Genomic DNA, 19464 nt, shown 5'->3' on the forward strand with positions numbered 1-19464 from the left:
TCATCGGTTTTGATTTTTATTTAACAAATTGTGTTAGTCTACGCGACCCGATTCAATTTTCCTGCTTGAAAATAAAACAATATTTTAAAAATACAGAATATTTCAGCAGTAGTTTTCGTATTTGCCATCTAGCCGATTTCCTTATTTCACAGTAGAATATGCGCTCTCTCAAGTCACATTGTGGCATGGTTTACGACCATCCCGTGGAGCCAAAATCAGCATGTTTATTGTTGCCGGTGCACCTGCACATTCTTCATTTAAGAAAACTCAACTACTTTCACGTTTATCGTCAATTAGTTCTGTTCAATCAATTGAAAGTCAATGGGTCTACCTCTTTGACCAAGCGCTCAACGAGCAACAACAGCAATCCGCTTTGCAGCTTTTAAATGATGGTCAATCTTTTGATTTACACCAAGCGACAAGTGATGAAATCCAGATTTTAGTAACACCACGATTAGGCACCATTTCTCCATGGTCATCCAAAGCGACAGATATTTTCAAGAACTGTAATACCCCAGTTCATCGTCTGGAACGCGGTGTTTTATTTACCTTGAAAGGTGAAAAAGAGCTTTCTAAAGAAGTACTGCAGGTTTTACATGACCGCATGACTGAAAGCGTGTTTAATACGATTGAAGATGCTGCGGCACTGTTTACTGAAACAGCACCAAAACCTTTGAACTCGATTGATATTCTGGGTCAGGGCAAGGCAGCGTTAGTTCAGGCGAACAATGAATTCGGTTTTGCACTGTCTGATGAAGAAATTGATTATTTAACCGATGCCTTTAACAAGCTGGGCCGTAACCCGAACGATATTGAGCTGATGATGTTTGCACAGGCAAACTCTGAGCATTGCCGTCACAAAATCTTCGGTTCAGAATGGACCATTGATGGTGAAGTTCAGCCTTTGTCACTGTTCCAGATGATCAAGAACACCTATAAGGAATCACCAACAGATGTATTGTCTGCTTATAAAGACAACGCCTCAGTGATTGTAGGTTCTGATACGCAACGTTTCTATCCAACCAAGGAAGATAACGGCCAGCACGTTTATAAATATAAGAGCCAGGCCGCTCATATTCTGATGAAAGTGGAAACACACAACCACCCGACTGCGATTGCGCCATTTGCCGGTGCTGCGACCGGTTCAGGCGGTGAAATCCGTGATGAAGGTGCGACAGGTCGTGGTGGTAAGCCGAAAGCTGGCTTAACCGGTTTCACAGTATCTAACCTGAATATTCCTGGTTTTGAACAGCCTTGGGAAGAAAACTACGGCAAACCATCACGTATGGCATCGCCACTGCAAATCATGATTGAAGGCCCACTCGGTGGCGCAGCGTTTAACAACGAATTTGGTCGTCCGGCTTTAAATGGTTATTTCCGTACTTTTGAACAGAACGTCAATGGCGAAGTGAAAGGCTTCCATAAGCCGATCATGATTGCAGGTGGTTACGGTAACATCCGTCCTGACCATGTAGAAAAAGATCCGATCCAGCCGGGCGACTTGCTCATCGTGCTGGGTGGTCCTGCGATGCTGATCGGTCTGGGCGGCGGCGCAGCGTCTTCTGTAGACAGCGGTACCATGGGTGAAAATCTCGACTTCGCATCGGTACAGCGTGAAAACCCGGAAATGGAACGCCGTTGTCAGGAAGTCATTGATACTTGCTGGCGCATGGAAGATGAAAACCCGATCGTTTCGGTACATGACGTCGGTGCAGGCGGTATTTCGAATGCAATGCCTGAACTGGTCAATGACCACGAACTGGGTGCGGTACTGGATCTGCGTAAGATTCCATCTCTAGAGCCAGGCATGTCGCCAATGGAAATCTGGTCAAACGAAGCACAAGAGCGTTATGTGCTTGCGATCCGTCCAGAATCTCTACCACTGTTTGAGTCAATCTGTGCGCGTGAACGTTGTCCGTTTGCGGTGCTGGGCGAAGCGACTGAAGCGCGTCATTTAACTGTTGAAGATCCATTATTTGGCAATAAGCCGGTGGACATGCCAATGCAGGTGATGCTTGGCGGTACCCCGCGTATGAGCCGTTCATATGAAACAGTGGAGCGTAAAGGTGATGACTTTGATGCGTCTAAAGTCACTGACCTGAAAGATGCGATTTATCGCGTGATCAAGAACCCGACAGTTGCATCTAAATCATTCCTGATCACTATTGGTGACCGCTCGATTACCGGTATGGTTGCACGTGACCAGATGGTGGGTCGTTGGCAGATTCCTGTCGCGGATGCTGCAGTGACCACCACCAGTCTAGTTGGTTATAACGGTGAAGCAATGGCGATGGGCGAGCGTCCACCGGTAGCATTGTTAAATCCGGCAGCATCTGCACGTTTATCGGTTGCTGAGTCTATTACAAATATCATGTCGGCGAAGATTAAACAGATCAGCGACATCAAACTGTCTGCAAACTGGATGGCGGCTGCCGGTCAACCAGGTGAAGACCAGGCATTGTTTGAAGGCGTAAAAGCCATCGGTATGGAAATGTGTCCAGCACTGGGAATCGCGATTCCTGTGGGTAAAGACTCATTGTCGATGCGTACGACCTGGAATGACGAAGGTACAGATAAATCTGTGACTTCGCCAATGTCAGGGGTAATCACGGCATTTGCGCCAGTGACTGATGTGCGCAAGACATTGACCCCTGAATTGAAAAACATCGATTCTGTACTGCTACGTATCGATCTTTCTAAAGGCCAATTCCGTCTAGGCGGCTCGATTCTGGCTCAGGTTTATAAAGCGATTGGTTCAGTAACCCCTGACGTTGATAGCTTTGATGACTTGAAAGCTTTCTTTGCACTGGTTCAGGAGTGGAACGATCGCGACCTGATCAAGGCCTATCATGACATCGGTGATGGCGGCTTATTGGCTACTGTTGCAGAAATGATGTTTACGTCACGTCTGGGCGTTGCACTCGAAGAACAATCTGTGGCTGCACTGTTCGCTGAAGAAATCGGGGCAGTTCTGCAAATTGCCAAAGCAGATTGGGAAGTATTGCAAGCAGAAGTTGCGACTTCAAGCTTGAAAGATGCTATCTCTGTTGTGGGTACAGTCAACAATATGGACCAGTTGTCTGTAAATGGTCTGGTACTTGAGCGTGCCGATTTGCAAGTGGCCTGGACTGAAGTTTCTCATCAAATCCAGCGTTTACGTGACAACGTCGAAACTGCGGATCAAGAATTTTCCCTGATTACAGACCAGTCCCACCAGGGCTTGATCGCTCAACCGACATTCGATTTGAATGAGCCAGTTGAAGCTCCATATATCAATTCACGTCGTCCAAATATGGCAATTCTGCGTGAGCAGGGTGTGAATGGTCATGTTGAAATGGCAGCTGCATTCGATAAAGTAGGCTTCAACACGGTTGACGTACATATGAGTGACCTGCTGGCTGGCCGTATCAGTCTGGATGACTTTGAAGGTCTGGTGACCTGTGGTGGCTTCTCTTATGGTGACGTACTCGGTGCAGGCGGCGGCTGGGCCAAATCTGTATTGTTTAACCCGCAGCTACGTGACCAGTTCGAGAAATTCTTCAACCGTCAGGAAACCTTCTCTTTAGGTATTTGTAATGGTTGTCAGATGTTGTCTCAATTGGCACCCCTTATTCCGGGGGCAGATGCATGGCCGCGTTTCCATCGCAACAAGTCAGAGGTTTTTGAAGCACGTAGTGTTAACGTTCGTGTCGAGAAATCTCATTCTGTATTGCTAGAAGGCATGGAAGGTTCTATTCTTCCAATCGCTGTGGCGCATGGTGAAGGTCGTGTGGTTGCATCTGCTGAAAATCTGGCTGCACTGAATGCAGGTAATCAAGTGATTATGCGCTATGTTGACAGCCAAGGTCAGGCAACAGAACAATATCCATTAAACCCGAACGGTTCGCCTGAAGGGATCTCTGGTGTAACTTCTCAAGATGGTCGTGCAACAATTCTGATGCCACACCCAGAGCGTAACTTCCGTGCGGTTCAGCATTCTTGGAAACCGGAAGACTGGGATCAAGATGGTGCCTGGTTACGTATGTTCCGTAATGCACGTAAGTTTATTGGTTAATTTTTATAAATTCATCTGAATGAAAAGCCGCCTTCGGGTGGCTTTTTTATTGGGTGATATTTTTCTTTTATTTTTGCTCTTTTAAGGAATTAAACCAGTGATTAACTTTATGAAAAGAGAGAAATTTAATAGTATCTTCCAGAAAGGTAGCTGCTGCTTTGAAGGGAGTTTATTTGCTAAACTTTTTAGCTGTTCCTCCAGCAGGTTCGCAAGTAATCTTTGATTAGACATCATGATGCTTGATCCATATGATGGATTAATACTCCTAGAATATATACCAATTGATATGCTTAAACTCATTTATTACGTTCCTGAATCTCATCTTGAATCGACTAAACTTGCCATTTTTACAGCCGGTGCCGGAGGGATAGGCGATTATGAACATTGTGCCTGGCAGATTTTAGGCACTGGCCAGTTTAAGCCGCTGAAAGGCGCTGATCCATTTATTGGTGAGGTCGGTGAGCTTGAACAAGTTTCAGAATGGCGGGTAGAAACCATTGTGCCTGAACATAAGGCCAGTGAGGTGGCACGGGCGTTAAAGGCCATACATCCTTATGAAGAGCCGGCTTTTGAGTTTATTCAAATGGTGGAGATTCCACTCTAATAGCTTTTAAACCAATATTCGGTACACTGAAACGCCATCCGCACTGGTTTAAGGCAGGACTGAAGATGAAAAAAAATCTGTGATGTATCGACAGCGAGAAGGTTTGAGCCGATTTTGTGGATGACAATACTTCGATGTTTCGACCTACTTTGTCCCAAAACAACAGTAGGTCGAAGCGAAAGTTAATGTCAAAATTAAGACCTTATTGAAAAAGAGTCCATCTGGAAGAACCTTAAACCTTCTGAATAAACAGCTCACGATCAAAACGGTACTGCGGGAAGAATACGCCATCTTTCGCACGCTCACCTGCTGCAATGACCATGACAGGATATTGTCCATCATTTAATGCCAGAATTTCACGTACCAGCGGCTCATCAAATCCTTCCATCATGCAGCTGTCAAAGCCATAAGCACGTAAGGCCAGAACCAGATTTTCACAGGCCAGTGCTGTGGTTTTGCTGGCCCACAGTTTGGCATCCGCAGGATTAAATGCTGATACTGGCATTTGCTTGTCCAGTGTACGGGCAACTTTGAACGCCACTTTCTTAAAATTGCCAAAGGCATTCAGATAACCGGTTTTGTAGTTATAGGGAATGTATTTGTAGTATTTCTTGACTGCAGGTGGGGCTTCTGGAAATGGAAACTCATTAATATTACGTTTGGCCATTTCATCTATACGGTCAGTGCGGGCAACACAGACAATCAGTTCAGATGCTGTCTTGGCAGCCAGCTGGCTCATGCAGGCTTTCACCAGGCGTTTCTTTTTGGCAGGACTTTGTACCACATAGAAGGTCCAGGGCTGCAAGTTCGATGAGTTGGGGGCCAGTAAGGCGAGGTCCAGACAATCATCGAGCACTTCGGCAGGAATCGCTTTGCTGGTAAATTTACGTACCGAACGGCGGCTTTCAATCACCTTACGGAAGTTGTCTACATCAATATCTTGGGGAGCAGGCTCGTAGTAGCGCTTTTTTTCAGTCATGGTATTTATATTCTTTTTACAGTGATGTGGAAAGAAATGGGGGTGAAATATAAGAAAACCACCCAGCTTATCGAACCAAGTGGTTTTATAGACAAACTTAAATTAGTTGAATTGAGAAAAATCCGGCTTACGCTTTTGCATAAAGGCCGCAACTGCTTCCATCATTTCAGGTGAGCCAACACGCTGCATAAAGATGTCAGCTTCATGATCAATCCATTCAACAATTTCATTTAAATTATGTTTCATCAAGGCTTTGGACTGGACCAGAGAAGCCAGCGGAAGGGCCGCCAGTTGAGCAGCTTGCTGTGCTGCTTTACTATAAACCTCTTCTTCAATACTGTTCACTAAATTGGCTGAACGTGCTGTTTCACTGTTAAATTTTTGTGCAGTAAGTAATAACTCAGCCGCCTTGTGATAACCCGCCTGTTCAATTAACAATTTACTTGAAGCTCCTTCAGGAGAAAGTCCCAGACTGACAAAAGGAATCTGGAACAGGGCAGTATGATCACTATAAACCAGGTCACAATGCAACAGGATCGTTACCCCAATACCAATAGCTACACCGCGTACGGCTGCAATCAAAGGCTTAGAAAATTTAGCTGCCGATTTTAATAAAATAAAAGGAGGGCCTTCTGCTGCAGGGGCCTGACCCTTCATTGCTGCATACTTCATAAAGTCTTGCATGTCATTGCCTGCACTAAAATCTGCATCCTGACCGCGTAAAATTACCACCCGGACACTGCTGTCCTGATCGGCTTCATCGAGCGCCTGGGCAATCCATAAGTATAATTCACCATACAAGGCATTTTTGGCTTCAGGGCGGTTGATAGCCAGCGTGAGTACGCCCTGATCTAAAATTGCGTTTAAATGCGGATGAGGTTGTTGAATACAGCTCAGTGTCATCGTACTATCCTTGCTTTAAAACTTAATTTAATTTTATGGCGTTTATTATGTCGCATATTTATTTAAACGACACAACTCTCGAGTCATAAAAAATTGATCTGTTATGAACTATACATTTGATTATCTGGTTTTTATTGGCCGTTTTCAGCCCTTTCATCTGGCCCATATGCAAACCATTAAAATTGCATTAAAACAAAGCCGGCAAGTGATTCTGGCCTTAGGTTCGGCACAGAATGAACGGAATATTAAAAATCCATTTAGTGCTGCTGAGCGTGAACAGATGGTTTTATCTAATTTTTCCGCTGAAGATCAACAACGGATCAAATTTGTTCATGTGATTGATGTTTATAATGACCAAAAATGGCAGAAACTGGTCAAATCACTCGTCACAGGTGTCGTTGAACCAGATGCAAAAGTGGGTTTAATTGGCCATTTTAAGGATGAATCTTCCTATTATCTTAAGCTGTTTCCTGAATGGGAGATGGTCGAGCTTGAAAGCCTGAAAGGCGCAATTTCAGCAACGCCGCTACGTGAAGCTTATTATGCTGGGAAAATTATTGAATCGGCTTTTCCCTTGGGAACCAGTGAGTTTTTACATCAATTTCAAAAAACACCTATTTACCAACAATTGCGGCACAAATACCTGACTCAAGACAAAACCAATCTTGAGTAAGCTAATAGCTCAAGGCAAGCAATTGCAGCGGCCTAGGAGTGAAGCAGATGAATGTCAGGATCGCGAAAAGCGTCTTAGTTGCAGGAATACTGAGCTTAAATTTTGCTACTCATGCCACTCCTCAGCAATGGGAACTCACGCCAGAAACTCAAGTCGGTTTTGAGATCAAGTCGATGGGGTTGTCGATTGTAAAAGGTAAATTTGAGCAGATTCAGTCTAGCATGAGTTTTGATCCTGCAGCTCCACTCCATGCCTCCGCCCAGTTTGTTCTCGACATCAAAAGTTTGAGTTTAAATAAGCCCTCGTTGAGTAATCTGATTCTGGGAGAAGATTTCTTTGATGTTGAAAAATATCAGACTGCGACTTTCACGAGCCGTGAATTTATCGTTTTAGGTCCTCATCACTACAGTATTACAGGTGATTTATCCTTGCGGGGCGTGACCCGACGGGTGGTTTTGGATACTATCTTAAAACCCAGTATCAGCCAGCCCCAACGTTTGGATGTTGACGCGACGACAGTGATAACACGCAGTGACTTTGGAATGAAAAAAGCATTTGGCGGGATTGGAGAAAAAGTCAATATTGTAGTTTCTGGACAATGGCAGCTTAAATAGGCTCGGCTCTAAAAACGGCTCTGGTTGAATAAGGAGCTGGCCTGATGCAAGATCACTCCGGTTAATACCCTAAGAGCAGGAGATTGCTGCTGCCAGTGATGCCAATACCATGGCACATCGCATTGGCATTCTGGCAATATCTCGACCAGTGCGCTATTTTCAAGACAGTCAGCGATTTGATATTCAGGCACTAAACCATAACCCAGTCCTGAAAAAATGGCCTCAGCAAATGCTGTTGCAGAGGGAGTGTAATAAAAAGCAAAGCATTGCTGATGTAAGCCGAATTGAGCCAGCAATGTGTGGCTATGCAAATGATCTTGATCATTATAAATGACGGCAGGGGCCTTAGGTAGCGCCTCTCGACTTATCCCTCGTTTAAACCACGATTGTACAAAAGCAGGGGTCGCCACCATGCGATACGCATCTTTCCAAGACAATGTGCTTTACAGCCCGACATGGCTTCATTTTGGCTACTAATGCAGGCATTGACTTGGCCTTGTTGCAAAAGCTTATGCGTTTCACTTTGAACGGTCATCCGAAGATGCAAAGCAATCTTTTTTTGAAATGAGTGTGACTGACAGGCAGGGCAATAGCCAAGTACCCGCAAGCTTACTGCGGAGGCGGTGATATTTAATACTTTTGCTGCAACGTCAAAACTTCGTGTTTCGGCAACTGCCAGAAAAGCCGCATAATTTTAGAATTAAGGAGCATGGGCTAGCTAAAAGAAATTTGGTCTGGATGATATTTTCTTAATTATATTTAATTCAAAAGTCGGATATGGAGAATGATGGCATTTTTATAATGAAATGACATGTCGATGTTAAATGCCTATATACAGGGGCTAGCCATTGGTTTTAGCCTGATTATTGCCATTGGTGCGCAGAACGCTTTTGTGTTGAAACAAGGATTGAAACAGTAGCATATCTTTGCCATTTGTCTCTGCTGTGCATTATCAGATGCCATCCTGATTTCAGCTGGAGTTTTAGGTTTCTCACAGCTGATGCTGTTATATCCGCATTGGCTGAACATTGCCAAGTATTTGGGTGCGACGTTCTTGTTGATCTATGGTGCACAACATTTTTATCAGGCCGGGAAAAGTGAGCAGCGCTTAATACCAGACCAAGATGCAGAGCCTGTCTTATATAAAGTCCTATGCATCTGTCTAATACTGACCTGGCTGAATCCGCATGTCTACCTAGATACTGTGATATTAATGGGGTCTATCTCCACCCAATATGCAAATGCACAATTTTATTTTGCTCTGGGAGGAATCACTGCCTCCTTCGTATTCTTTTTTAGCCTGGGCTATGCGGCACGTTATTTGCAGCCGGTTTTTCATCGCCCTCAAGCCTGGAAGATACTGGATATACTGATCGGCTGCGTGATGTGGTCAATTGCGATTTCTTTATTAAATTAAGTCTATTGGGAGCATGAATCTAAGAAAAAGACATGAAGAGGAACTTCATGCCTTTTTAGGGGAGGAGAGCAAGTTAAGCCGCTTGAAGGGCTTTTAAATCCTCTAGCACCTGCTCAGCATGACCTGCAGCTTTCACTTTGCGGTATTGTTTAAGCAATATGCCGTTATGGAAAATAAAAGTTGAGCGTTCAATGCCCATAACTTTTTTGCCATACATATTTTTTTCTTTGATCACATCAAAGTGATTACATAACACTTCTTCTTTATCGCTAATCAGATTAATCGTCAGATTTTGCTTTTCAGTAAAGTTTTGATGGGCTTTAACCGAATCACGTGAAATACCAATAATTGTGGTATTTAAAGCATCAAACTGATCTTTTAGGCATGAAAAACTGACCGCTTGAGTGGTACAGCCGGGGGTAGAATCTTTGGGATAAAAATAAATCACCAGCCATGGTGTATCCAGTTGAGCTAAATTGATTTCACCTGTCGTGGCAGGAAAATTCTGGTCAAGTAAACTGATCTCAGACATGACTACTCCAATTTCTATAGATTTTTCAAAAAAATAAGCCACATATTGTGGCTTATTCTAGCAAATAATCTGGACGGATTATTTCTTTGCTGCCTGAGCAGATTTCATCGCTTCTTCAGTTAAATTTTTCAATTTACCAGTCAGCTGCGGACCGAAACATGCTTGCAGATCTTTATTCTGTTTTTGTACAAACGCTAAAGTACCCGGGCTTTTTTTCTGGTTAATCGTACTTTGGATTTCCCATTTTTGAGCATTGGTCAGCTTGCCGTCTGCTTCTACAGCACAGCTACAATACTTGCTCACTTCAGCAGCAGTCAGTTTTTTGCCTTTAGCAGTTTCATCTTTACAAACATTGATCAATGCAGCTTTAACATTGGTGCTTTTATAAGCTTGTTGTAATTTGTCTTCGGCTGCATGGGTTGCCGTTGTAAACATTGCCGCAGCTGAAACGATCGCTGAAAGAACGATACTTGATTTTAACATTTTCATATATTCTACCTTGTCTTTACGGTATATAACGTGTCGGGTCTTCAACACCTGCGTCTGCAAAACCTTGTTTGCGTAAACGACAACTGTCGCATTTTCCACAGGCACGTCCTAGGTCATCTGCCTGGTAGCAAGATACCGTTTGACTGTAGTCTACGCCATGTTCCAGACCTAAGCGAATAATATTTGCTTTGGATAAATGTAACAAAGGTGTTTCAAATTTGAGCGCCTGACCTTCAATACCGACTTTGGTGGCAAGGCGAGCCATGTTGGCAAAAGCTTCAATAAACTCTTGGCGGCAGTCTGGATAGCCCGAATAATCCACTGCATTAATTCCGATTACGATGGCCTCAGCGTGTAAGACTTCTGCCGCTGCCAGGGCATAAGAGAGGAAGATGGTGTTGCGTGCAGGGACATAGGTAATAGGAATACCTTCCTGTTCCTGATCCGGGATCTCAAGGCTAGGATCAGTCAGGGCTGAGCCACCCAGGTTACCTAAATCAATATTAATTACACGGTGTTCTATACCCGCACGTTTTGCCAAGGCACGTGCTGCGTCCAGCTCGGTGGTAGAGCGCTGACCGTACATAAAGCTTAGCGCAATACATTCATACCGTGCCTGCGCCCAAGCCAGACAGGTTGTTGAGTCTAATCCGCCAGATAACAATACAATGGCACGAGGGCGCATAACTGATACTCCAAAAATAACTTTATAAAAAATTAACGACCTGTTTCATCGTTCCATAACAACTTGTGAAGTTGCAGCTGGAAACGAACCGGGAGATGGTCTTCCAAAATCCATTGGGCTAAATCACGTGCCAGTGCTGGCAAGTGTACCGAACCTTTTTCAATCGCAAATGCGGGCGAAAACCAAACTGTACTGACTTTCTGCTCCAGTTGATAGAGCTCTACCTGCTGTTTTGACCATTCATAGTCTTCACGGTTACAAATGACGAACTTGATCTGATCATGCGGGCTTAAATGGTCCAGATTAGAAAGCAGATTTCGTGAAACTTCACCTGAAGTTGGGGTCTTTAAGTCTAAAATTTTAGATACACGCGGGTCTACCTTTGACACATCGAGTGCACCGCTGGTTTCAAGCGATACTTCACAGCCCAAGTCTGCCAGGCGCTGCATCAAGGGCAGGGCATTGGGCTGCGCTAAGGGTTCACCACCTGTCACACAAATATAAGGGGTTTTAAAAGCGAGTGCAGTCTGAATAATATCATTCAGAGCTTGACGTTCACCGCCTTCAAAAGAATAGGTGGTATCGCAGTAGGTACAGCGTAGTGGACAGCCGGTTAAACGAATAAATACCGTTGGCAGTCCAGCCGCATTGGCTTCACCTTGTAATGAATAAAAGATCTCCGTAATGCGTAAACCCGCAGACGGATCAGAAACAGGAATAGCAGAAGATCGAAGCATATTCATAACACTATTAACCACTGAAAAAAATAATTAGGTATAAAAATAAAAATCCCTACGATCATTGCTAACCGTAGAGACGAGGAGCGGTTGAGGCCCCGAGGAACAATAAATGTTCCGCAGCAGACTACATCTTAATCTTCACGAAGTAAGTCATTTAGGCTAGTTTTAGCCCGAGTTTTGGCATCTACCTTTTTCACGATGATTGCAGCATACAGGCTGTATGTACCACATTTAGAAGGAAGGCTGCCCGATACTACGACAGAACCTGCAGGAACCCGACCATAGTAAATTTCGCCAGTTGCGCGGTCATAAATTTTGGTAGACTGACCAATAAATACGCCCATGGAAATGACCGAACCTTCCTCTACAATCACACCTTCTACAATTTCAGAACGCGCACCGATGAAGCAGTTATCTTCAATAATAGTTGGGCCTGCCTGAAGGGGTTCAAGTACCCCCCCAATGCCTACCCCACCTGACAGGTGAACATTCTTACCAATTTGTGCGCATGAGCCGACAGTAGCCCACGTGTCAACCATGGTGCCTTCATCAACATAAGCACCAATGTTCACATAAGAAGGCATCAATACCACATTTTTTGCCTGATAAGAACCCTTACGCGCTACAGCAGGAGGAACGACGCGCACACCCGCTGCTTTAAACTGCTCTTCGGTCCATTCGGTAAATTTGGTATTTACCTTGTCATAGAAACGAAGGTCACCAGCTTCCAGCGATTGATTGTCGTTTAATTTAAATGATAACAAGACTGCTTTTTTTATCCATTGATGAACTATCCATTCACCATTGATTTTTTCTGCGACCCGTAAAGTACCATTGTCCAGACCAGCAATTACGTCCTCTACTGCTTGACGGACTTCAGTAGGACAATCTGCTGCGCTAAAATTTGCACGGCCTTCAAACGCTTGCTCAATGATTGTTGAAAGCTGAAGCATGAGTTTCCTTCCGAAAAAAATTTCCAATATTTTACACTATATTTTTGGGAAAAAAGTAAAAACTCGGCAAGGTAATGGCTAATTTAAAAAGTAAAGTGATAAGTATAATTTCTTTATTTTTAATGTGTACAAACATTGTTTAAAAAACACTTACCATTCAACAAGAAAAACTAATTTGTATCAAAAAACAACAAAAGCTAAGCAAAACTTGCATAAAAAATATTCATTAACTCCTTTATATTGAGCTCATCACATAACTAATGATCAAAAAAAAGTTCTTTTAAGGAGAGAAATAATGAAATCTTTATATCAAGCTTTAGCTGTATCCGTTTTAGCGGTAGCAGCAGGCTCTACAATGGCGGCTGATGAAACAGTTGTGACAGATGAGGGTGTGGCATCTTTTTCTTTCTTTAAACCTGCTTCTGTTCGTGCTGAAGTCGGAACGACCGGTTATGGTGGCGCACTTTCATGGAGTGTGAACCCGTATGTAGGTGTAACCCTAGGTTATAACGGTGGTGATATTTCCTGGTCTGATGACTTGTCAATCAATGGCACGAAATACGATCTGGATATGGACAATAACCTGACCTATTTAAATGCCGAAATCCGTCCTTGGGCCAACTGGTTTTATATGGCCGCGGGTGTAGGTTATATTGATAATGATTATGGCTTGGAAAGTCGTACAGGAGCTAATGGGGTTATTACTGTTGATGGTAACCGTTATCAAACTGTAGGTGGAACTACTGGTCGTGTAACTGGTGATCTATCATATAAAAATAATCTTGCACCATATGTAGGTATTGGTTTCTCACCAGCAATTACCAACCGTTGGGGCGTATTCGGTGAAATTGGTGCCTACTATAATGGCAATCCAAATGTTAATTTAACTTCAACTGGTAACTTTGAAGCACTTGATCCAAACGCACCAGATTTTGATACAGCGTTAAGAAATGAAGAGCGTGAAATTCGTAATGACAACGAATATGAATGGCTACCGGTTGCCAAACTGGGTGTAAGCTTCCGTTTCTAAACATTCATCTCAGCAATAAAAAAACAGGCTACGGCCTGTTTTTTTATTTATCATCTTGTTGATAAAACTGAGTATCTATTCCCGGGATGAAGTCATAGAGTCATGGCAGCCTTTTCAGGTGAGTTTGAAGGGGAGACTGTGATAGGTCAGAATCCTTGAAGGATACCAAATGGCTTGATGGCCGGTTTTTATACTAAGGTCGGGCTTGGTAGTGTTGTGGCTTAAACCTACTATAGTTAAAACCTAGAGATCCAATAATCTAAAGAAAACAACGACAAATCAAGATAAATCAAAGGAAGAGAGCATTCATGAGTTTTGCAGCCCAGATCAAGATTCCCGCCACTTATATGCGTGGAGGTACGAGTAAAGGCGTATTTTTTAAGCTGGATGACTTGCCGCCTGCTGCCCGGCAGCCGGGCCGAATTCGTGACCAGCTCCTGCTACGTATCATTGGCAGTCCTGATCCCTATGGCAAACAAATTGATGGGATGGGGGGAGCAAGTTCAAGTACCAGTAAAACTGTGATTCTATCCAAAAGCCAGCAAGAACATCATGATGTAGATTATCTGTTTGGACAGGTATCGATTGATCGACCTTTTGTTGACTGGAGTGGCAATTGTGGCAATCTGACCGCAGCAGTAGGTGCATTTGCGATTTCCAATGATCTGGTGGATCAGGCACGTATCCCGGAAAATGGAATATGTATAGTCCGAATCTGGCAAAAGAATATCCAGAAAACGATTATTGCGCACGTGCCTATGCAGAATGGCCAAGTGCAGGAATTGGGTGATTTTGAACTGGATGGAGTTACTTTCCCGGCGGCTGAGGTGCAGATTGAGTTTCTGGACCCGGCGGATGACAATGCCGAAGGTGGCTCAATGTTTCCAACAGGGTACCTGACCGAAACGCTGCACGTGCCAAATATTGGCAGCTTTGAAGTCACCATGATTAATGCCGGTATTCCAATCGTATTTTTAAAGGCTGAAGATCTGGACTATAACGGCACCGAGTTACAGGAGCATATTAATAATGATGCCGCTGCACTGGCAAAGTTTGAAACTATTCGTGCTTATGCTGCCAAGCAGATGGGACTGATTCAGGATGTTAGTGAAGCTGCAACCCGTCAACACACACCGAAAATTGCTTTTGTTGCAGCACCAAAGACTTATATTTCTTCTAGCGGTAAAGAAGTCACCGAAGCGGATAGCGATATTCTGGTACGCGCCTTATCTATGGGGAAACTACACCATGCCATGATGGGTACAGCTGCGGTCGCAATTGCAACGGCTGCTGCAATTCCGGGGACATTACTAAACCAGGTTGCCGGTGGGGGAGAGCGGGAATCGATTCGCTTTGGCCATCCTTCAGGAACTTTAAGAGTCGGCGCACAAGCAGTTCAGGAAAATGGTGAATGGAAGGTAAAAAAGGCCATCATGAGCCGCAGTGCGCGTGTGCTGATGGAAGGCTGGGTGCGGGTGCCTGAAGATGTTTTATCTTAATGCTTTTTTTAAATCGCCTAAGTAAGCCTCTGGCCCTGCGGTGGGTTTTTATGGGGCAGAAGAAGTGCTTTCCTGGATTTATCTTGTATTAATCCAGGAATTACAGAACAACAGGTCGATTTAAAGCTGAAAATTCAAAGTAATTCTAGGTACAATGCCTGCTAAGCACACAGGCGTTTAGCCGCTTGTCATTCTATTTTTCTGGACTACGTATTCGAGGCGAATGTGTCATCTATTACTGACGTATCAACCCATGCATTAACTCAAGCACAACAACGGATTCACCACGACTTACTGGCCGCTTTAGAGGCTTTTGCCATTCCTGAGCCGCTAAAGTCGGCAGTCCATCATGCCGTGATGCTTGGCGGCAAGCGGGTACGTCCAGCCCTGTGTTATGCCACCGCCTCCCTAAAGCCCAACCAGAATACCGCTGCGGTACGCCGTGCGGCTGTTGCGATTGAATTTATTCATTGTTATTCACTGGCCCATGATGATCTACCATGTATGGATAATGACCTGTTACGCCGTGGGCAGCCGACTTGTCATGTGGCCTATGGTGAAGATACGGCGCTGTTGGCCGGAGATATTCTGCAGTCCATGGCTTTTGAAATTCTGGGTAGCCGTCTGTTTGATCAGGGACCGGCTGTCGAGTCGTCGATTGTCTTGAAGCAGATGCAGATTTTAGCAACGGCCTCTTCAAAAATGGTCAATGGTCAGGTGCTTGATTTACAGTCTGAAGGCAAGAAAATTGATCAAGAGGCTTTAGAAACCATTCACCGTAATAAAACCGGTGCTTTAATCAGCGCAGCAATTATGATGGCGGCAGTGACAATCTTTGAAGGAACCGATCTGGCGATTCCTAAACTGCGTGAATTTGGACAGGTAATTGGTTTGGCCTTCCAGGTGCAGGACGATATTCTGGATATTATTTCCGACACGGAAGTGTTGGGTAAAACCGCAGGCAAGGATGAACAGGTTGAGAAATCGACGTATCCGGCCCTAATGGGTTTGGAGCAGGCCAAAATTTATGCCCAGCAATTACATGATCAGGCATTGACTGCTTTGGCTCATTTTGAAGGCGAAGCTGAGGAACTGATGCACATTACCCAGTTCCTGCTCCATCGTAAAAGCTAGTTGGAAAAATTGTGCCAAGACAGATGAAAACCCATCTATAAAAAAAAGAGGACTTAACGTCCTCTTTTTAGTGGATCGCTCAATTATTTGCTTTGGTTATACAGACGTTCTGCTTCTTCAAAACGGGTGGTAATTGCGGCAGTTGGGGTTTTGTCTATCAGGCTCACCAGTACAATCGCAATCCATGAGCACATAAAGCCGGGGATAATTTCATAGATTCCAGCTGGAATAACTCCCAGACCAGTAACGCCCAATGTGTTTTTCCAGAGAATAACCATAGCAGCACCGACGATCATCCCTGCCAGAGCACCATTTAAAGTCATGCGCTTCCAGAACAGTGACAGAATAATCAGAGGGCCGAACGCTGCACCAAAACCGGCCCAGGCATAAGACACCAAGCCCAGTACTTTAGATTCAGGATTACCCGCCATCCAGATGGCAAGCAGGGCAATCAGAAGCACCATTAAACGGCCGACCCACACCAGTTCTTTTTGTGAGGCATTTTTACGCAGAAAAGATTTATAAAAATCTTCGGTGAGGGTGCTTGAACAGACCAGAAGCTGGCAGCTTAAGGTACTCATGACAGCGGCTAAAATTGCAGCCAGCACAATACCGGCAATCCATGGATTAAACAGGATTTTGGTCAGTTCCATAAATACTGTTTCAGGATTGGTACTCACAACAGTGGCTAATTCTGGATGAGCCTGGAAATAAGCAATACCAAAGAAACCGGCTGCGACTGCACCGCCCAGGCAAAGAATCATCCAGGTCATACCAATACGGCGTGCATTCGGAATCGACTTGACAGAATCTGCCGCCATAAAGCGCACCAGAATATGCGGCTGGCCAAAATAACCTAAGCCCCATGCCATCAGTGAAAGAATGGCTACGGTACTCAGATCACCCACCAGATTCATGGCCTGTGGACGGGCAGCTTCCAGCGCCAACGTGACCTGTGACAGATCGGAGAACGTCAGCAAGGTCACAATTGGCGTCAATAAAAGTGCAAAAATCATCAGGCCGGCCTGAATGGTATCGGTCCAGCTGACAGCCAGAAAGCCACCAATGAACACATAGCTGATGGTCGCAATCGCACTGATCCAGAGAGCTGTACTGTAAGACAGGCCAAACATACTTTCAAACAGACGGGCACCGGCGACCATGCCTGAAGCACAATAAATTGCAAAGAAAATCAGAATGACAAAGGCTGACACAATACGCAGGACTTTCTTCTGGTCATTAAAGCGGTTGGAGAAATAATCTGGCAGGGTCAGGGCATTGTGCTGGACTTCGGTATGTACACGTAAACGCCCGGCAACCAGCAGCCAGTTCAGCCATGCGCCGATGATCAGGCCAATTGCAATCCACATCTCTGACAGGCCAGAGAGATAAATTGCACCTGGCAAGCCCATTAGCAGCCAACCACTCATGTCAGAAGCCCCGGCAGAAAGTGCAGTTACGAAACTACCTAAACGTCGGCCCCCTAAAATGTAATCAGAAAAGTTATTGGTTGCGCGATAAGCCATCAGGCCAATCACGACCATGGCGACGATATAAAGAAGAAAGGTAATTAAGGTCGGATTTAGGGGACTCATACAATATCCATTTTCGAGTTTTCACAGGAGATCGAAATAAGGACTTTCATGATGACCAGAGTGACGTCGGGACGTATATTTCCAGCCAAGTCCGAAGGATTTCAAAATAAATGCGAAATTTAACCATAAATTCACACTCTTTGCTGAGATTTCTTGTCCCAAAGGAAAATAGGCAACCTGATGGCTGCCTGTTTTCAGAAGAGGAAGAGGGTATTTTAATGATTTCTTCCCATCACGCCGCGGATGGTATTGAGTATATCGGCAGGCAGTACCACAGTTTTGGCATTTGGAGATTTGGCCATATCTTGCATGGCTTTGACATATTGTTCACCAAGTAAATATGCCACCGGGATTTCATTATCTCCAATTGCAGAGGTCACCATGTCAATGGCACGTTGTGAAGACTCAGCCAAAACGACTTGTGCTTCCGCATCACGACGTGAAGCTTCCAGACGACCATCCGCTTCCAGAATGGCAGCCTGTTTTTCACCATCGGCCTTGGTTACGGTTGCACGGCGCTGACGTTCTGCAGCGGCTTGTTCTTCCATTGCGGTCTGCATTGTAATAGATGGCTTAATATCTTGAATTTCTACGGTTTTTAAGGTGATGCCCCAGTCTGAAATATCATCTGAAATACTGGATTTTAAACGTGCCTTGATATGGTCACGTGAAGATAAAGCATCATCCAGATCCATTTCACCCACGATAGAACGTAGTGAAGTCTGAACCAGGTTTTGGATGGCCCAAGAGTAATTTTCAATACCGTATACGGCTTTTTCAGGTGTGGTCAGGTTGATATACGCCACGGCATTCATGAGCAGCACCGCGTTATCACGGGTAATCACTTCTTGAGAGGGAATATCCAGCACGATATCTTTGGTTGTGACTTTATAGGCGACTTCATCGACATAGGGAATGACGAAATTCAGGCCCGGATTCAGGGTGGTATGGTATTTACCAAGTCTTTGTACGATCCACTTATAACCTTGCGGAACAATACGCACACCTTTAAAGATGGTAATTGCAACAAAAGCTAAAAATGCAAGAACAATTATAGAGCCACTAGACATAGCTTATTCACCTTTTTCATTTTGATAATGAGTGCTGTGGGGTTGTACGACCAGATCGTTGCCGAGAATCTCTACGACACGAACACGATCTCCGACCTGTACCTTATCCAGTGCCCGGCAATTCCATTCATCTGAGCCTAATACCGGCATGGGAAAGCGTACCCGGATTTGCCCATGCTCCATATTGGTTTGAATGACCATGCCAATTTGACCAATCGTGGCTTCACGTGACAATCCGGCCTTGGTCTTGTCGGTTGAAAGCGGCTTGATAAATTTGAACCAGAGTAGCGTACACAGAACCGAAAGCACGATCCAGGTCAGGAGCTGGGTGGTCAGGCCCATCATCGGGAACATCCAGTACAGAATACCGACCATGATGGCACCTATCCCGAACCATAGGGCAGCAAATGCAGGCAAGAGTAATTCTGAAAGGATCAGCAGAATCCCTAATACAAACCAGTGCCAAGGTTCAAGAACTAATTCCATATCGTGA

19 protein-coding genes and 1 pseudogene are annotated in these 19464 nt (G+C 44.6%); 8 read left to right on the forward strand and 12 right to left on the reverse strand.

The window, feature by feature from the left end; translation table 11 throughout:
- Positions 1–220: 220 nt before the first annotated feature.
- Both purL and E2K74_RS01110 read left to right on the forward strand, forming a co-directional pair.
- Entirely contained in the window at positions 221–4054 is a 3834-nt protein-coding gene (gene purL, locus E2K74_RS01105) for a phosphoribosylformylglycinamidine synthase (protein ID WP_151205914.1), read from the forward strand.
- 286 nt (positions 4055–4340) lie between these two features.
- Positions 4341–4658 carry an NGG1p interacting factor NIF3 gene (locus E2K74_RS01110; RefSeq protein WP_151205915.1) on the forward strand — a complete coding sequence of 106 codons (318 nt, stop codon included), beginning with the start codon at positions 4341–4343 and terminating at the stop codon, positions 4656–4658.
- Positions 4659–4890: 232 nt separating this feature from the next.
- On the opposite strand, the gene E2K74_RS01115 is transcribed toward E2K74_RS01110, so the two are convergent.
- Together E2K74_RS01115 and E2K74_RS01120 are read right to left on the reverse strand one after the other, a co-directional pair.
- A complete protein-coding gene (locus E2K74_RS01115; RefSeq protein ID WP_151205916.1) occupies positions 4891–5637 on the reverse strand; it encodes a nitroreductase family protein in 747 nt (248 codons plus the stop codon).
- Between the two features lie 102 nt (positions 5638–5739).
- Positions 5740–6540 carry an enoyl-CoA hydratase-related protein gene (locus E2K74_RS01120; RefSeq protein ID WP_151205417.1) on the reverse strand — a complete coding sequence of 267 codons (801 nt, stop codon included), beginning with the start codon at positions 6538–6540 and terminating at the stop codon, positions 5740–5742.
- Between the two features lie 103 nt (positions 6541–6643).
- Here E2K74_RS01120 and E2K74_RS01125 point away from each other — a divergent pair, with 103 nt between their 5' ends.
- Both E2K74_RS01125 and E2K74_RS01130 read left to right on the forward strand, forming a co-directional pair.
- A complete protein-coding gene (locus E2K74_RS01125) occupies positions 6644–7213 on the forward strand; it encodes a nicotinate-nicotinamide nucleotide adenylyltransferase (RefSeq protein WP_151205917.1) in 570 nt (189 codons plus the stop codon).
- A 47-nt stretch (positions 7214–7260) separates the two neighbouring features.
- Positions 7261–7827: a YceI family protein gene (locus tag E2K74_RS01130; RefSeq protein ID WP_151205918.1), complete on the forward strand. Its 567-nt coding sequence runs from the start codon at positions 7261–7263 to the stop codon at positions 7825–7827.
- A gap of 8 nt (positions 7828–7835) precedes the next feature.
- Here the strand turns inward: E2K74_RS01130 and E2K74_RS15090 are convergent, their stop codons facing one another.
- Entirely contained in the window at positions 7836–8264 is a 429-nt protein-coding gene (locus E2K74_RS15090) for a LysR substrate-binding domain-containing protein (protein ID WP_413773035.1), read from the reverse strand.
- The gene (locus E2K74_RS15095) at positions 8192–8506 is read right to left on the reverse strand and encodes a hypothetical protein (RefSeq protein WP_374982201.1); all 315 of its coding nucleotides are present in this window, start codon (positions 8504–8506) and stop codon (positions 8192–8194) included. Before E2K74_RS15095 ends, E2K74_RS15090 begins: the two co-directional genes overlap by 73 nt.
- A gap of 138 nt (positions 8507–8644) precedes the next feature.
- Here E2K74_RS15095 and E2K74_RS01140 point away from each other — a divergent pair.
- Positions 8645–9244: pseudogene (locus tag E2K74_RS01140) on the forward strand (LysE/ArgO family amino acid transporter).
- Positions 9245–9317: 73 nt separating this feature from the next.
- On the opposite strand, the gene E2K74_RS01145 reads toward E2K74_RS01140, so the two are convergent.
- From E2K74_RS01145 to dapD, 5 genes are all read right to left on the reverse strand, one after another.
- Positions 9318–9776 carry a peroxiredoxin gene (locus E2K74_RS01145; protein WP_151205919.1) on the reverse strand — a complete coding sequence of 153 codons (459 nt, stop codon included), beginning with the start codon at positions 9774–9776 and terminating at the stop codon, positions 9318–9320.
- 78 nt (positions 9777–9854) lie between these two features.
- Positions 9855–10265: a hypothetical protein gene (locus tag E2K74_RS01150; protein WP_151205363.1), complete on the reverse strand. Its 411-nt coding sequence runs from the start codon at positions 10263–10265 to the stop codon at positions 9855–9857.
- Between the two features lie 16 nt (positions 10266–10281).
- A complete protein-coding gene (gene queC, locus E2K74_RS01155; protein WP_151205364.1) occupies positions 10282–10950 on the reverse strand; it encodes a 7-cyano-7-deazaguanine synthase QueC in 669 nt (222 codons plus the stop codon).
- Positions 10951–10982: 32 nt separating this feature from the next.
- Positions 10983–11693 carry a 7-carboxy-7-deazaguanine synthase QueE gene (gene queE, locus E2K74_RS01160; RefSeq protein ID WP_151205920.1) on the reverse strand — a complete coding sequence of 237 codons (711 nt, stop codon included), beginning with the start codon at positions 11691–11693 and terminating at the stop codon, positions 10983–10985.
- A 128-nt stretch (positions 11694–11821) separates the two neighbouring features.
- A complete protein-coding gene (gene dapD, locus E2K74_RS01165) occupies positions 11822–12643 on the reverse strand; it encodes a 2,3,4,5-tetrahydropyridine-2,6-dicarboxylate N-succinyltransferase (protein WP_151205921.1) in 822 nt (273 codons plus the stop codon).
- Between the two features lie 295 nt (positions 12644–12938).
- Between dapD and carO the strand changes: the two genes are divergently transcribed.
- From carO to E2K74_RS01180, 3 genes are all read left to right on the forward strand, one after another.
- The gene (gene carO, locus E2K74_RS01170) at positions 12939–13673 is read left to right on the forward strand and encodes an ornithine uptake porin CarO (protein WP_151205367.1); all 735 of its coding nucleotides are present in this window, start codon (positions 12939–12941) and stop codon (positions 13671–13673) included.
- Positions 13674–13981: 308 nt separating this feature from the next.
- Positions 13982–15172: a 2-methylaconitate cis-trans isomerase PrpF gene (gene prpF / locus E2K74_RS01175; protein ID WP_151205922.1), complete on the forward strand. Its 1191-nt coding sequence runs from the start codon at positions 13982–13984 to the stop codon at positions 15170–15172.
- 225 nt (positions 15173–15397) lie between these two features.
- Positions 15398–16306: a polyprenyl synthetase family protein gene (locus E2K74_RS01180; protein ID WP_151205369.1), complete on the forward strand. Its 909-nt coding sequence runs from the start codon at positions 15398–15400 to the stop codon at positions 16304–16306.
- A gap of 83 nt (positions 16307–16389) precedes the next feature.
- On the opposite strand, the gene putP is transcribed toward E2K74_RS01180, so the two are convergent.
- From putP to E2K74_RS01195, 3 genes are all read right to left on the reverse strand, one after another.
- Positions 16390–17901, reverse strand: a complete 1512-nt coding sequence (putP, locus tag E2K74_RS01185) for a sodium/proline symporter PutP (protein WP_151205571.1) — start codon at positions 17899–17901, stop codon at positions 16390–16392.
- A 215-nt stretch (positions 17902–18116) separates the two neighbouring features.
- Positions 18117–18971, reverse strand: coding sequence for an SPFH domain-containing protein (locus tag E2K74_RS01190; RefSeq protein ID WP_151205570.1), 855 nt, complete (start codon positions 18969–18971; stop codon positions 18117–18119).
- A gap of 3 nt (positions 18972–18974) precedes the next feature.
- Complete coding sequence (locus tag E2K74_RS01195; RefSeq protein WP_151205923.1) at positions 18975–19457, reverse strand: NfeD family protein; 483 nt, start codon at positions 19455–19457, stop codon at positions 18975–18977.
- Positions 19458–19464: the final 7 nt, after the last annotated feature.

This window comes from Acinetobacter sp. RF15B, from assembly GCF_007558235.1.
GTDB lineage: Bacteria > Pseudomonadota > Gammaproteobacteria > Pseudomonadales > Moraxellaceae > Acinetobacter > Acinetobacter lwoffii_C.